The sequence below is a fragment of the Acidovorax sp. GW821-FHT10E04 genome (genome assembly GCF_059415185.1).
In genome coordinates this window covers 129057-143477 of record NZ_JBWKMT010000002.1, presented here as the reverse complement: position 1 = coordinate 143477, position 14421 = coordinate 129057, and the positions used below count along the sequence as shown (strand labels likewise).

Below are 14421 nucleotides of genomic sequence, written 5' to 3'. Positions count from 1 at the left end.
ATGAGCGCGCAACACACACACGCACACGATGCCCACGGCCACGGCGATCACCCCCATGAGGTGGGGCCGCACAGCAGCCTGCGCGACTACACGATCGGCTTCGTGCTGTCGGTCGTTCTCACGGCCATCCCCTTCTGGCTGGTCATGGCCAAGGTGATCGCCGACCGCAACACCGCCGTGCTGGTGCTGGGCGCCTTCGCCGTGGTGCAGATCCTGGTGCACATGGTGTATTTCCTGCACATGAACGGCAAGGTCGAGGGGGGATGGACCCTCTTGTCCACCATCTTCACCGTGGTATTCGTGGCCATCGCCATCAGCGGCACGCTGTGGGTCATGTTCCACATGAATGCCAACATGATGCCCGCGCACCCCACTCCCACGCCGCCGGCGCACGAAGCGCCGGGGCATTCGACGCCCTGACACCTTGACGCCAGAGCCCTCCCCCGCGCACGCGCCCTTCGCCCAGCGGCGGCTCCGCCAAGCGGCCCTCGTGCTCGTGGGCATCGCCCTGTTCTCGGCATTTGCCGCCCTGGGCACGTGGCAGGTCCAGCGCCGCGCGTGGAAGCTCGCGCTCATGGAGCGCGTGGAGCACCGGGTGCATGCGGCTCCCGTGGCGGCGCCACCGGCCAGCCAGTGGCCCCGGGTCAACGCGGCAGACCACGAATACCTTGCCGTCACCCTGCAGGGCCGGTGGCTGGCAGACAAGACGGTCCTCACCCAGGCGGTGACGGAGCTGGGCGCGGGCTTCTGGGTCATGGCCCCGCTGCAGCTGGACGACGGCACGCAGGTGCTCGTGAACCGCGGTTTTGTACCGCAGGCGCAGCGCAACCAGTGGCTCACGGGAGGGGCGCAGCCACCCCGGCCCGTGGCCACCGTGGAAGGACTGCTGAGGATCTCGGAGCCTGGCGGCGGTTTTCTGCGGACCAATGATCCCGCGCAGCAACGCTGGCACTCGCGCGACGTGGCCGCCATCAGCCAGGCACTGGGGCTGCCCCGCGCCGCGCCCTTCTTCGTGGATGCGGGCCTGCCCGCCGCTGGCGGCGCGCCTTCCGTGCAGACCTGGCCCCGCCCGGGCATGACGGTGATCCGTTTTTCCAACAGCCATCTGGTGTACGCGGCGACCTGGTACGGGCTCGCGCTCATGGTTGCAGGCGCCGGCTGGTATGTGGCACGCTATGAACGCCGCCGGCATGGCCCTTCCCGCCGCCCCACGACCACCGATGAACCCCCTTCGCCCTGACGCCGCCACCGCCCTGCCGCAGCGCAATGCCCGCTCGGCCGATGCCGCGGCGGGCATCAAGAACCTCCAGCAGCTGATCCAGCTGCGCTGGATCGCCGTGGTCGGACAGGTGTTCACCATCGAGATGGCGCACTACAGCCTGGGCCTGGTGCTGCCGCAGCGCGAAATGCTGCTGGTGGTGGGATGCCTTGCGCTTTTCAACGTGGCCAGCCTGCTGCGCCTGCGCATGGGCCCCGTGGTGGTGCGCAACGTGGAGCTTTTCCTGGCGCTGCTGATCGACGTCGCCGTGCTCACGGTACAGCTCTACCTGAGCGGCGGCACCAGCAACCCGTTCGTGTTTCTGTACCTGCTGCAGATCACGCTGGGGGCCGTGCTGCTGCGCGGCGCCTACATCTGGTCCATCGTGATCACCACGCTGCTGTGCTTCGGCTTGCTGGCCGTCTACCACCTGCCCCTGGAGCTGCCGCAGGACCTGCACCAGGGCCTGTCCAGCCTGTACGTGATCGGGCTGCTGGTCTGCTTCGCGCTCAATGCCACCCTGGTCGTCGTCTTCATCACGCGCATCAGCCTGAACCTGCGCGAGCGCGATGCGCGCCTGGCGGCCGCGCGCCGGCGCCGCGTGGAAGAGGAACACATCGTGCGCATGGGGCTGCTGGCCTCGGGCGCCGCGCACGAGCTGGGCACCCCGCTGTCCACCCTGGCCGTGATCCTGGGCGACTGGCGACGCGATGAGCGCCTGGCGGCCCATGAACCGCTGCAGGAAGACATCGGCGAGATGCAGGCCCAGGTGCAGCGCTGCAAGAGCATCGTGAGCGGCATCCTGCTCTCGGCCGGAGAGACCCGCGGGGAAGCTTCGGTGCAGACCACCGTGCGCACCTTCGTCGATGCCCTGGCAGAGGAATGGCGCAGCACGCGGTCGATGCCGCGGTTCGTGTACGACAACGACTTCGGCGCCGACACGCCCATGGTGTCGGACACCACGCTCCAGCAGATGGTTTTCAATGTGCTCGACAATGCGCGCGACGCCTCGCCGGCATGGGTGCGCCTGGCCATCACGCGCAGCGCCGATGCGCTGCGCATCACCGTCACCGACGCAGGGCCCGGTTTTGCGCCGGGCATGCTGGCAAGGCTGGGAACCCCCTACCAGTCCACCAAGGAGCGCCCCGGGGGCGGGCTGGGCCTGTACCTCGTGCTCAACGTGGCACGCACGCTGGGCGGCAGCGTCACGGCGCACAACCGCCCCGAAGGGGGTGCCGAAGTCACCATAGAGCTGCCGCTGGCAGCGATCGCCTTGCCTGGAGCCTGACGCGCATCATGGATACCGACACAGAAAAAGAAGAACGCCTGTTGCTGATCGTGGAAGACGACGAGGCCTTTGCCCGCACGCTGGCGCGCTCGTTCGAGCGGCGCGGCTACCGCGTGCTGCAGGCCACGGGCCTTCCCGAGGTCGAAGCCCTGCTCGCACAGCACACGCCCGGCTATGCGGTGGTGGACCTCAAGCTCAAGGGCGAAGCCTCGGGCCTGGTCTGCGTGCAGAAGCTGCATGCGGCCAGCGAGGCCATGCTCATCGTGGTGCTCACAGGCTTTGCCAGCATCGCCACGGCGGTGGAGGCCGTGAAGCTGGGCGCATGCCACTACCTCGCCAAGCCGTCCAATACCGACGACATCGAGGCCGCCTTCGGGCTCAAGGCGGGCAACACCGACGTGGAGCTGACGAACCGGTCCAGCTCCATCAAGACCCTGGAATGGGAGCGCATCAACGAAGTGCTGGCCGAAACCGGCTTCAATCTCTCGGAAGCGGCAAGGCGCCTGGGCATGCACCGCCGCACCCTCACCCGCAAGCTGGAGAAAAAGCAGGTCCGGTAACGGGCGGGCGGGCGAGGAAACAGCGCCCCGCGCAGCGCCCTAGCGCGACGCAAAACCATGCCATGCCAGCACATCCACCACCATGGCCACGCCCAGGGCCAGCAGGCCCAGCATGAGGCTGCGCCGAAACCACACGGGTGACATCCGGGCCCGCAGCCGCTGCCCACACGCCATGCCCGCCAGCGCAGGCAGCAGCATCACGACCGACAGCCCCACGGTCGCCATGGGATAGCTCGCGTTGAATGCCAGGCCGGCGGCCAGCGCGAGTGTGGAGACCGTGAAACTCAGCCCCATGGCCTGCACCAGCGCATCGCGCTGCAGGCCCAGCGCCTGCAGATAGGGCACGGCGGGCACCACGAAAACACCCGTGGCGGCGGCGATGGCACCGGTCGCGAACCCCACCAGGGGGCCCTGCCAGCCCTGGGCCGGCAGGGGCAGCACGCGCCGCGTCCCCGTCAAGCCCCAGGCGCCGTACAGCGCGAGGGCCAGCCCCAGCGCCAAGCGCGACCCAGGGCCCGCGGGCGCCCCCAGCCACCAGGCGCACAGCCAGGTGCCCAGGCAGATTCCGCATTGCATGCCGCCCAGGCGCCGCACCAGCGGCCACACGGCGGGCCAGGGGCGCATCTGCCAGACATTGGTGACCAGCGAAGGCACCACCAGCAACGCCGCCGCCTGGGCCGGCGGAACCAGCATGGCCAAGAGGGCCATCGCCACCGTGGGCAAGCCCAGCCCCACCACGCCCTTGACCGTGCCGGCCAGCCAGAAAATGGCGGCCGCCCCCGCCAGCCAGCCCGGCGCAATGCCGTGGCCCCACAGCTCGGCAACCCCGTTCATGAGCGCCCCGCCCCGGAAGGCGGCTGATTCATCACAAGTTCCATCGGTATCCCCTGGTCCGAAACCCACCCGCCGCATGTCCAGCAACGCAGTGCCAAAGGCCATTGTTTCGGATGGCCCCGCCCCTGGAAATGCGGAAGCCGCGTAGCCCGCCTCAGGCGCGGCCGAAGCCTGCCATGTGGTACGTTTGCCCCATGCGCTTTGACCTCACCGACCTGCGTCTCTTCGTGCACGTGCACGAAGCAGGCACCATCACGGGGGGCGCAGAACGCAGCCACATGGCGCTGGCCTCGGCCAGCGAGCGCATACGCGGCATGGAAGACGCGCTGGGCGTGCCCCTGCTGCTGCGCGAACAACGCGGCGTGCAGCCCACGCCCGCGGGCCACACGCTGCTGCACCACGCGCGGCTGGTGCTGCGGCAGATGGAGCTGCTGCGCGGCGACCTGGGCGAATATGGCGCGGGCCTAGCGGGCCATGTGCGCGTGCTGTGCAACAGCTCGGCGCTGAGCGAGTACCTGCCGCGGGCCATGGCAGGCTTTCTGGCGCGGCACCCGCGCATTTCGGTGGACGTGGAGGAGCGCTCCAGCCAGGAGGTGGCCGATGCGGTGCGCGCCGGGCTGTGCGACATGGGCCTGGTGTCCGACGCGGTGGACCTCGAAGGCCTGTCCACGCGGGTGCTGCGGCCCGACCCGCTGGTGCTGGTGGTGCCCCAGGGGCACGCACTGGCCGCGCAACGCAGCGTGGCGCTGGCCGACGTCGCGCACCTGGACTTCGTTGGCCTGGCCGAGGGCAGCGCGCTGCAGGCCCTGGTGGTGCGCCAGGCACAGCGCCAGGGGCGGCGGCTGCGCTACCGCGTGCGGCTGCGCCAGTTCGAGGCGGTGTGCCAGCTCGTGGGGCTGGGCGTGGGCGTGGGCATCATTCCCCGCGCGGCAGCCGCACGCCACAGCCGGGCGCAGCACGTGAAGGCCGTGCGCCTGACCGATGCCTGGGCGGACCGGCAACTGGTGCTGTGCCTGCGCGAGCTCGACGAATTGCCGCAGCATGCGCAGCAGCTGGTGCAGCATTTGCTGCCGGCGCTGGGCTGAAAAGCCCTGGAGCGGCCGACGAAACCCTTCTCGCGCCGCTGCTGTTCCCTGCCGTGCGCCTCGCACCGCCCGCAGTGCGGCGCCCTGGCCGGAACCGCTTCACGGTGAGCGGCCAGCCGCGCCTAGCGCACACGCCCCATCAGCCACCGCTCGGCCTCGGCCTGTTGCTTGAAGCGTGCCCAGTCCAGCGCGGTCTTGCCGTGGGCGTCCGTGCGCGCGAGGTCGATGCCACGGTCGGCGAACCATTGCAGCGCCTCCACGCGGCCCCTGCCTGCGGCCAGCATCGCGGGGGTCTCGCCCCGGCTGGCGGGCGCGGGTTCGTCGAGCGGCTGGCCTTGCGCATCCAGCCATTCGAGGCATGGGATGCAGCCGCCCTGCGCGGCCATGTGCACGGGCCCCCAGTCCCAGCGGTTGCGGGCCGAGAGGCTGGCACCTGCCTGCACCAGGCGCCGTGCCGCCGCCAGATGGCCGCCGTAGAAGGCACGCAGCAGGGCTGTGTCGCCCCGCTCGCTGTCCTTGCGCGTCTGGCGCAGGTCGGGCTGGGCACCCGCGCCCAGCAGCGCCTCGATGTGCTCGAGCTGGCCACGGTGGGCCGCCAGCATGAGCACCGAGGAACCATTGGGCGCGAGCAGGTCGGGATTCGCCCCGGCGGACAGCGCGGCCCGCAGCGCAGGGGCGTCGCCGGCATTCTGTGCATCGAGCAAGCGACCCTCCGCGAGGGAATACGGCACGGCCGGCGCGGTTGCAGCCGAAGCGGAAGCCTCGGCCCCGACAACGCGGCCCACGGTGCGGCCAGCCTGGGGCCCCACGATCCACCAGCCCAGCAGGGCCAGCACCAGCAGTGCGCCCCAGGCCGGGCGGGAATGCTGCGCCCGCACGGGCCGCTGCATGCCGGCGGCGAAACGGCCCCGCCGGTGCGCCCACGCCTGGCCCAGCGATTGCCCCAGGGCCGTGGCCGCCGCCTCGCCTGCCAGGCCCGGGGTCAGGCGCACCAGCTCACCGCCCGCACCGCGCGCGTACACCGCGTGGTAGCGGTGCTCGCTGCCGCCGCTGCCCGTGGAGTGCAGCAGCTTGTGCACCAGGGTGCGGCTGGCAGCGCCCGACACCGTGTCGGCGCGCGACCAGAGCCAGGAGTGGCGGCGCGCGGTGATGCCGCCGTCCTGCACGGTCAGGGTCCAGTGGCGGGTGGTCGCATGCAGGGCAAAGGCGGCCAAGGCCATCCACGCGCCGGCGGCAAAGAACCCACGGGGCAGCATCAGCCCCTGCGGGCCCAGCCGGCCGTGGATGGCCGACTCCAGCAACAGCGCGGCCAGCACCAGGCCCGCGGCCCAGCGCCAGCCGCCCTGGGCGAATTCGTAGTGCCAGGCCTGCGGGGTTTCCCGCAGCGTGACCGAAGCGGGCAGAGGCCGGGAGCCTTCTTCTTCCTCTTCCTGCTCGCCCAGGGGCACGATGGGAACCTCCTGCTGCCAGGCGGCACGCCGGTCAAAACGATCCGGCAGTTCGTCCCCACCGAAGGTGCGGGGTGCGGCCTGCACGGGAAGGTCGTAAGTCAGCTCGACGGCGCCGTCCGGGTTGTGCAGCAGTTCCACGCGCCAGTCCACGCGCTCTCCCGAGCGCTGGCTGCCGTGCGGGGGCGCATCGGGCGGTACCTCGAAGCGTGCCACCAGCCGCAACCCGCCATCGGACGTGTGCTGCATGCGCGCGGCTTCGGTGAACGACTCCACGCACCGCTCGGGCGAACCGGAGCTCGACTCGTCCACCCGGTACTGGGCCAGGCGCAGTTGCAGGCTGTGCCCCTGCTGGTAGGCGGCGGCGCGCCCGGGGAGCAGCAGGGTCACTTCGAGCGGATGCCCTGCACGCGGTGCTGACGGCAGCAGGACAAGGGTCGCGCCCGCATAGCGCCAGGCCATGTGGGTCTGTCGCACCGCAAGGGCCAGCAGGGCCATTCCGACCAGCACGAACAGGCCGATGAAGGCCTTGGCGAACCAGGGCGACTGCGGGTTGGTCCACAACATGCCGGCCATGGGAAAGGAAATGCCACACCAGAAAAAGGTGAAGAACCAGACGGCGCCCAGCGGGCTGCCGGCAGAGCCCATGGGCAAGGGGATGGCAGAAACCCCGGCCTGCGGCCCCGGGCGGCCACCGCCCTGCCCCTGCGGCTCCCTGGACGTGCCCAGTCCTGGCAGGGTGGCCAGGAAGACCCAGGCCGCGCCCAGCCCCACCGCAGTGAACACCAGGGCAAAGGGCAGGCGGAACATCAGCAGGGCCCAGCGGATGGAGGGGTCGATGAGGGAACGCGAGGGTTCGCGCGGGTCGACCATGATGGTGATGCGCGCGCCGCGGGCCTGGGCGCCTTGCAGCTGCGCGTGCCAGCGCTGGTGCCAGTCGCCGATGTTGTCGGCCGTCTCCGTGGGATCGAGCCCGACGCGGGAGCCTTCGTATGGCCGCCCCGCGAATTCATAGCGGTAGCGGGCCCGCACCTGCCAGGTGGTGCCGTCGCCGTCGCTGTGGCGCGCGAGGTCGGCCGCGAGCACCTGGGCCTGCACGGGCTGCCAGCCGCGCACCGCCCACGCTGCCCGCAGGGTCAGGGCCAGCGGCTTGAGCCCGACGAAGTAACCACCCAGGCCAAAGCCCAGGGCGAAGGCGGCGCTGAGCAGCAGCACCGCGAGGCGCGCGCCGAACGTGCCGGCCTTGCCGGTTGTCCCTCTTGCCATGGATGTACCTCCATTTCTTTTGTTGTTGTTATGCGGCAAGCATGCGACTCCATCATGACATTTGCATGACAAAAAAATGTCTGGACCATGGCCACGGCGTGGCAAGCGCGTGGCGCGGGGCACCCGCAACGCCATGAAAAAAGCGGCCCGCAGGCCGCTTTTTGCAGTGGATCACTCCCCGGAGGGAAACAATCAGGCGGCCACGCCGTCTGCCACTTCCTTGAACTCGGCGATCTTGTCGAAGTTCAGGTATTGGTAGATCTTGTCGCCGTTCTGGTTGATGACACCGATGTCGGCCAGGTACTCTTCCTTGGAAGGAATGCGGCCCAGCTTGGAGCAGATGGCCGAGAGTTCGGCCGAGCCCAGGTAGACGTTGGTGTTCTTGCCCAGGCGGTTGGGGAAGTTGCGGGTGCTGGTGGACATCACGGTGGCGCCTTCCTTCACCTGGGCCTGGTTGCCCATGCACAGCGAGCAGCCAGGCATTTCCATGCGGGCGCCGGCCGCGCCGAACACGCCGTAGTGGCCTTCTTCGGTGAGCTGGTGCGCGTCCATCTTCGTGGGCGGTGCCATCCACAGCTTGACGGGGATGTCCTTCTTGCCTTCGAGCAGCTTGGAGGCCGCGCGGAAGTGGCCGATGTTGGTCATGCACGAGCCGATGAACACTTCGTCGATCGCGGCGCCGGCCACGTCCGACAGCGTCTTGGCGTCGTCGGGGTCGTTGGGGCAGCAGACGATGGGTTCGGTGATCTCGGCCAGGTCGATCTCGATCACGGCGGCGTAGTCGGCGTTGTCATCGGGTTCGAGCAGCTGGGGATTGGCCAGCCAGGCTTCCATGGCCTTGATGCGGCGGCCGATGGTGCGTGCGTCGGCATAGCCCTGGGCGATCATGTTCTTGAGCAGCACGATGTTCGAGTTGATGTACTCGATCACGGGCTCCTTGTTCAGGCGCACCGTGCAGCCGGCGGCAGAGCGCTCGGCCGATGCGTCGGACAGCTCGAACGCCTGCTCGACCTTCATGTCCGGCAGACCTTCGATTTCCAGGATCCGGCCCGAGAAGATGTTCTTCTTGCCCTGCTTGGCCACGGTCAGCAGACCGGCCTTGATGGCGTACAGGGGGATCGCATGCACCAGGTCGCGCAGCGTGACGCCGGGCTGCATCTTGCCCTTGAAGCGCACCAGCACCGATTCAGGCATATCGAGGGGCATCACGCCCGTAGCGGCAGCGAACGCCACCAGGCCAGAGCCGGCGGGGAAGCTGATGCCGATGGGGAAGCGCGTGTGCGAGTCGCCGCCGGTGCCCACGGTATCGGGCAGCAGCATGCGGTTGAGCCAGCTGTGGATGATGCCGTCGCCGGGCTTGAGCGAGATGCCGCCGCGCGTGCTGATGAAGTCGGGCAGCTCGTGGTGCATCTTCACGTCCACGGGCTTGGGGTAAGCGGCCGTGTGGCAGAAGGACTGCATCACCAGGTCGGAGCTGAAGCCCAGGCAGGCCAGGTCTTTCAGTTCGTCGCGCGTCATGGGGCCGGTGGTGTCCTGCGAGCCGACCGAGGTCATGCGCGGTTCACAGTACGTGCCGGGCACCACGCCCAGGCCTTCGGGCAGGCCGCAGGCGCGGCCGACCATCTTCTGCGCCAGCGTGAAGCCCTTGCCGGTGGCGGCAGGCACCTGGGGCAGGCGGAACAGGGTGGAAGGCGCCAGGCCCAGAGCCTCGCGGGCCTTGGCCGTGAGGCCGCGGCCGATGATCAACGGAATGCGGCCACCGGCGCGCACTTCGTCGAACAGCACTTCGCTCTTGACGGTGAACTCGGCGATGACCTGGCCGTCCTTCAATGCCTTGCCGGCATAGGGCAGCAGCTCGATCTCGTCGCCCATGTTCATCTGGCTCACATCGAGCTCGATGGGCAGTGCGCCGGCATCTTCCATGGTGTTGTAGAAGATGGGAGCGATCTTGCTGCCCAGGCACACGCCGCCGAAGCGCTTGTTGGGCACGAACGGGATGTCTTCGCCCGTGAACCACAGCACGCTGTTGGTGGCCGACTTGCGGCTGGAGCCGGTGCCGACCACGTCGCCCACGTAGGCCACCAGGTTGCCACGGGCGCGCAGGTCTTCGATGAACTTGATGGGGCCGCGCTTGCCGTCTTCTTCGGGCGTGATGCCGTCGCGCTTGTTCTTGAGCATGGCCAGGGCATGCAGCGGGATGTCGGGGCGGCTCCAGGCGTCGGGCGCGGGCGACAGGTCGTCGGTGTTGGTTTCGCCGGTGACCTTGAGCACGGTGAGCTTGATGCTCTGGGGCACTTCGGGGCGGCTGGTGAACCACTCGGCGTCGGCCCAGCTTTGCAGCACGGACTTGGCGAAGGTGTTGCCCTTGTCGGCCTTTTCCTTGACGTCATGGAACTGGTCGAACATCAAGAGCGTCTTCTTGAGCGCTTCGGCGGCGACGGAGGCCACGGCCGCGTCGTCCAGCAGGTCGATCAGGGGGGTGAGGTTGTAGCCGCCCAGCATGGTGCCCAGGAGCTGCGTGGCGCGCTCACGGCCGATCAGCGTGCAGACTTCGGTACCGTGGGCCACGGCGGCCAGGTAGCTGGCCTTGACCTTGGCGGCGTCGTCCACACCGGCAGGCACGCGGTGCGTGATCAGGTCCACCAGCGTGGCTTCTTCGCCAGCGGGCGGGTTCTTGAGCAGCTCGATCAGCTCGCCGGTCTGCTTGGCCGTCAGGGGCAGCGGTGGGATGCCCAGCGCGGCGCGCTCGGCCACATGGTCACGGTAGGCTTTCAACATCATTTTTCTCCGGTTGCGTTCTAAAGTGGGGCGGCGCGCGGTGCAGGCGGCTCCCATGGCCGCTACGCCTGCACGCGCAATCGTGTTCGTCGTTCGTTCTTTGCAAGAGGCCTGCCAGGCCCGCGCTTATTTCAGGGGTTCCAGCACGCTCACGGGCGGGTTCTTCTTGATGGCCTCGGCCACCACCAGCTGCTGCGGGCTCATGCACTCATCGGCCAGGCGCTGGCCGAGCTTCTGGTTCATCAGCATGGACTTGTTGGCGATCTGCAGCCAGACCGCGCCGCCCTTCTGGTCTTCCAGGCGCACCGTGCCGGTGGTCGTGGCCACGGGCGACATGAAGTACTTGAAGCCCTTGCCTTCCACATGGAAGTGCCCTGGCGTGGCCGGGTCGGCCGTCACCGTGACGAATGCGCCCAGCTCGCAGGGAATGCGGCCCACGTGCACGCGGTCGGCGATGGCCAGCTCCTCGGGGGAAAGGGCCGCCTCTGCGGCGATGATGCCGGTGGCCACCTGGTTGGTGGCGCTCTTGAGCTGCGTGCGGCTGCTGGTCGCCTCGCTCTTGGCCACGGTGGCCTTCTTGGCGGGGGCCTTGTCCGCCGTCTTGGCGGTTTTCGCTTCGGACTTGGCGGCCGGCTTCGCGGCGGCCTTGGTCCCGGGCTTGGCCTCGGGCTTGGCCGGCGTTTGCGCCATCACGAAGGCTGGGGCCAGCAGCATGAGGGCGGAGGCGATGAAGGATTTCATGGAAGGTCCTGCGGGGAAGCAGTCAGGAATGTTCACGACGGAACGGAGGCCGGGGCGTCAAACCAATGGCGCACGGCGGGAGGAAGCGCACGCCCGGTGCGGTGGGCGCGCTCAAGGACTTGCCAGTAAAAACGGTAGCTGGCACGGTCATGCAAGGTATCGTCAAAACTGATCGGAGCCCAGTCGGAATCTGCGGCAGCAGCTATTATTTTTGCAGCAATTTCGATGTCATCCTGCTGCGGCGCAAATGCCTGCAGGATGGGACGTATCTGCGCCGGGTGGATGCTCCACATCCGGGTGTAGCCCAGCTCCCGCGCCGCCCGGCTGGCGGCGCCCTGCATGGCCGTGGTATCGGTGAATTCGGTCACCACGCAGTGCGACGGCACCTTGCCGTGGGCGTGGCAGGCCGCTGCAATCTCCAGCTTGGCGCGCACGACAAGCGGGTGCGAGAACTGCCCCGAGGAGGTCATGCCTGCCGCAGGGATCGCCCCTCCATGGGCGGACACAAAGTCCATGAGCCCGAAGCTCAGGCTCTGCACGCGCGGGTGGGCGGCAATCTCGAAGGCGCGATGGACCGCGGCGGGCGACTCGATCAGGACATGGATGGGCACCTGGGCGGCAGATGCCTGCTCCAGCGCCCGTTCCACCCGCAGGACATCGTCCACGGACTCCACCTTGGGCACCATGATGTGGCAGAGCCTGTGGCCCGCCGTGCCCGCAATCGTGGCGACATCGTTGGCGAATGCCGGGTGGTCCACCGCATGAACCCGGGCCGCCACACGCGCGCCGTCCGCAGTGCCCAGGGCGAGGCTGGCGACCAGGCGGGCATGCTCGGCCTCCAGGCCGATCGGAGCGCCGTCCTCGCAATCGAGGGTCACGTCGAAGACGCAGGTGCCGAACTCCCGGGCCAGGTCGGCCTGCAGTTGCAGGCTCTTGCGCATGCGCGCTTCCACGCCGCTGTAGTGGTCGCAGACCGGCAGGAAGCCGGTCTGCGCCTGGGCGCCCAGCAGCACATCGCGCGGATGGGGCAGCGCAGCGCCCTGCCCCTGCGCGGGGACGGAGGCGGCCCGAAGGCCCGATGCCTGTGGCGTCGGCTGCATGGTGGGCCCTGGTTTACAGCAGGTGCTTCACGCCGTCCTGCTCGCCTTGCAGTTCGGCCAGGGTCTTGTCGATGCGTTCTTGCGAGAAGGCGTCGATCTCCAGGCCTTCAACGATCTTGTACTCGCCGTTTTCGCAGGTGACGGGGAAGCCGAACATGGTGTCCTTGGGGATGCCGTACTGGCCGTCCGAGGGGATGCCCATGGTGACCCACTTGCCGTTGGTGCCCAGGGCCCAGTCGCGCATGTGGTCGATGGCGGCGTTGGCGGCCGAGGCAGCCGACGACAGGCCGCGCGCTTCGATGATGGCGGCGCCGCGCTTGCCCACGGTGGGCAGGAAGGTGTTGGCGTTCCATTCCTGGTCGTTGATCATCTTGGCGACGCTTTCGCCGTTGATGGTGGCGAAACGGTAGTCGGCGTACATCGTGGGCGAGTGGTTGCCCCAGACGGTCAGCTTCTCGATGTCAGCCACTGCCTTGCCCGTCTTGGCGGCGATCTGGCTGGCGGCGCGGTTGTGGTCCAGGCGCAGCATGGCGGTGAAGTTTTTGCGCGGCAGGTCAGGTGCCGACTTCATGGCGATGTAGGCGTTGGTGTTGGCGGGGTTGCCGACGACCAGCACCTTCACGTTGCGCGAGGCCACGGCGTTCAGGGCCTTGCCCTGGGCCGTGAAGATGGCGCCGTTGACGGCCAGCAGCTCGGCACGCTCCATGCCGGGGCCGCGAGGGCGCGAACCCACCAGCAGGGCGTAGTCGGCGTCCTTGAAGGCGGTCATGGGGTCGCTGTGAGCGGTCATTTCCACCAGCAGCGGGAATGCGCAGTCGTCCAGTTCCATCATCACGCCCTTGAGCGCCTTCTGGGGACCTTCGACAGGGACTTCGAGCAATTGCAGGATGACCGGCTGGTCCTTGCCCAGCATTTCGCCGGAGGCGATACGGAACAGCAGTGCGTAACCGATTTGACCAGCGGCACCGGTGACGGCTACGCGAACAGGCTTCTTGCTCATGGTGAAAACTCCAGGGAAGTGAGGAAAACAGGTGTGTGTGCAACGCAAGCACCAGCGCCTGTTACCAGCAGCCCGTGCCCCGCAAAACAGCCTTGGAGTGTACCGCCGATTGGGCACCCCGGTCAATTTGTCTTATGTCTTATATAAGATATGATTGAAGACTGGAACAAGCTCGCACACCCCCCGTGCGCAGCGCGCCATTTTTCTGATCGCCATGTCCTCGCTTCCGCTCAACGCCGACACCCCTGCACAGCCTTCGGCGGGCGCAGGCTCTGCCACGCCCGCGTTCAGCCCCCTGTACCAGCAGATCAAGGGTCTCATCCTGCAAAGCCTTCAGCAGGGTGAATGGAAGCCCGGCGAGTCCATTCCGAGCGAGATGGACCTGGCCGCGCGCTTTCGGGTCAGCCAGGGCACGGTGCGCAAGGCCATCGACGAGCTGGCGGCCGAAAACCTCGTGATGCGCCGCCAGGGCAAGGGCACTTTCGTGGCCACCCATGCCGAGCAGCATGTGCAATACCGCTTCCTCAAGCTCATGCCCGACACGGGCGATGCCCGCGTGGAAGGCCGCGCCCAGCGCCAGGTCGTGGACTGCCGGCGCGTGCGCGCCAGCGCTGACGTGGCGCGGGCGCTGGCCCTGCGCAGCGCCGACCCGGTGATCCAGGCCCGCCGGATCCTGTCGTTTGCGGGCGTCCCCACCATCCTGGAGGACATCTGGCTGCCGGGCCAGGCTTTCAAAGGGCTGACGACCGACCAGCTCGCCAGCTACCAGGGGCCCACCTACGCGATGTTCGAGCTCGACTTTGGCGTGCGCATGGTGCGCGCCGAGGAGAAAATACGCGCCGTGCTGCCCGACGCCGACCAGGCGGCCATGCTGCAGATCCCGCAGGCCACGCCGCTGCTGAGCGTGGAGCGCATCGCCTACACCTACAACGACGTTCCCATGGAGTTACGGCGGGGCCTCTACCTCACCGATACCCACCACTACCGTAACGAACTGAGCTGACACCACCCTGGCACCTGAGCGGAAACGTCGAACATTCCACCTGCGACAAACCCATGCTTG

General features: G+C 68.4%; 12 protein-coding genes. 6 read left to right on the top strand and 6 right to left on the bottom strand.

Going from position 1 to position 14421, the window contains the following annotated elements; genetic code table 11:
- The 4 genes from cyoD to AC07OC_RS05480 are packed head-to-tail and all read left to right on the top strand — an operon-like array spanning position 1 to position 3106.
- Positions 1-420 (top strand): cytochrome o ubiquinol oxidase subunit IV, encoded by a 420-nt coding sequence (gene cyoD, locus AC07OC_RS05495; RefSeq protein ID WP_218293946.1) that lies wholly within the window; start codon positions 1-3, stop codon positions 418-420.
- A 4-nt stretch (positions 421-424) separates the two neighbouring features.
- Positions 425-1240, top strand: coding sequence for an SURF1 family protein (locus AC07OC_RS05490; protein ID WP_218340680.1), 816 nt, complete (start codon positions 425-427; stop codon positions 1238-1240).
- Positions 1221-2546 carry an ATP-binding protein gene (locus AC07OC_RS05485; RefSeq protein ID WP_218340679.1) on the top strand — a complete coding sequence of 442 codons (1326 nt, stop codon included), beginning with the start codon at positions 1221-1223 and terminating at the stop codon, positions 2544-2546. The genes AC07OC_RS05490 and AC07OC_RS05485 overlap by 20 nt, the downstream gene beginning before the upstream one ends.
- A gap of 8 nt (positions 2547-2554) precedes the next feature.
- The gene (locus AC07OC_RS05480; protein WP_492254897.1) at positions 2555-3106 is read left to right on the top strand and encodes a response regulator transcription factor; all 552 of its coding nucleotides are present in this window, start codon (positions 2555-2557) and stop codon (positions 3104-3106) included.
- Positions 3107-3145: 39 nt separating this feature from the next.
- On the opposite strand, the gene AC07OC_RS05475 is transcribed toward AC07OC_RS05480, so the two are convergent.
- Positions 3146-3940, bottom strand: a complete 795-nt coding sequence (locus tag AC07OC_RS05475) for a sulfite exporter TauE/SafE family protein (protein WP_218340678.1) — start codon at positions 3938-3940, stop codon at positions 3146-3148.
- A 194-nt stretch (positions 3941-4134) separates the two neighbouring features.
- On the opposite strand from AC07OC_RS05475, the gene AC07OC_RS05470 reads away from it, so the two are divergent.
- Positions 4135-5025 carry a LysR family transcriptional regulator gene (locus tag AC07OC_RS05470; RefSeq protein WP_494600480.1) on the top strand — a complete coding sequence of 297 codons (891 nt, stop codon included), beginning with the start codon at positions 4135-4137 and terminating at the stop codon, positions 5023-5025.
- Positions 5026-5147: 122 nt separating this feature from the next.
- Here AC07OC_RS05470 and AC07OC_RS05465 read toward each other — a convergent pair whose 3' ends face one another.
- The 5 genes from AC07OC_RS05465 to AC07OC_RS05445 form a co-directional block, all read right to left on the bottom strand.
- Positions 5148-7739, bottom strand: a complete 2592-nt coding sequence (locus AC07OC_RS05465; protein ID WP_218340676.1) for an ankyrin repeat domain-containing protein — start codon at positions 7737-7739, stop codon at positions 5148-5150.
- A gap of 192 nt (positions 7740-7931) precedes the next feature.
- On the bottom strand, positions 7932-10517 hold the full coding sequence (gene acnB / locus AC07OC_RS05460) for a bifunctional aconitate hydratase 2/2-methylisocitrate dehydratase (RefSeq protein WP_218293939.1): 2586 nt from the start codon (positions 10515-10517) through the stop codon (positions 7932-7934).
- 126 nt (positions 10518-10643) lie between these two features.
- Positions 10644-11258, bottom strand: a complete 615-nt coding sequence (locus AC07OC_RS05455) for a hypothetical protein (protein WP_218293938.1) — start codon at positions 11256-11258, stop codon at positions 10644-10646.
- Positions 11259-11290: 32 nt separating this feature from the next.
- Entirely contained in the window at positions 11291-12358 is a 1068-nt protein-coding gene (locus AC07OC_RS05450) for an HpcH/HpaI aldolase/citrate lyase family protein (RefSeq protein WP_255591334.1), read from the bottom strand.
- A gap of 13 nt (positions 12359-12371) precedes the next feature.
- On the bottom strand, positions 12372-13358 hold the full coding sequence (locus tag AC07OC_RS05445) for a malate dehydrogenase (RefSeq protein ID WP_218293937.1): 987 nt from the start codon (positions 13356-13358) through the stop codon (positions 12372-12374).
- A gap of 214 nt (positions 13359-13572) precedes the next feature.
- On the opposite strand from AC07OC_RS05445, the gene AC07OC_RS05440 reads away from it, so the two are divergent.
- Entirely contained in the window at positions 13573-14361 is a 789-nt protein-coding gene (locus AC07OC_RS05440) for a GntR family transcriptional regulator (protein ID WP_218293936.1), read from the top strand.
- The last annotated feature ends 60 nt before the right edge of the window (positions 14362-14421 follow it).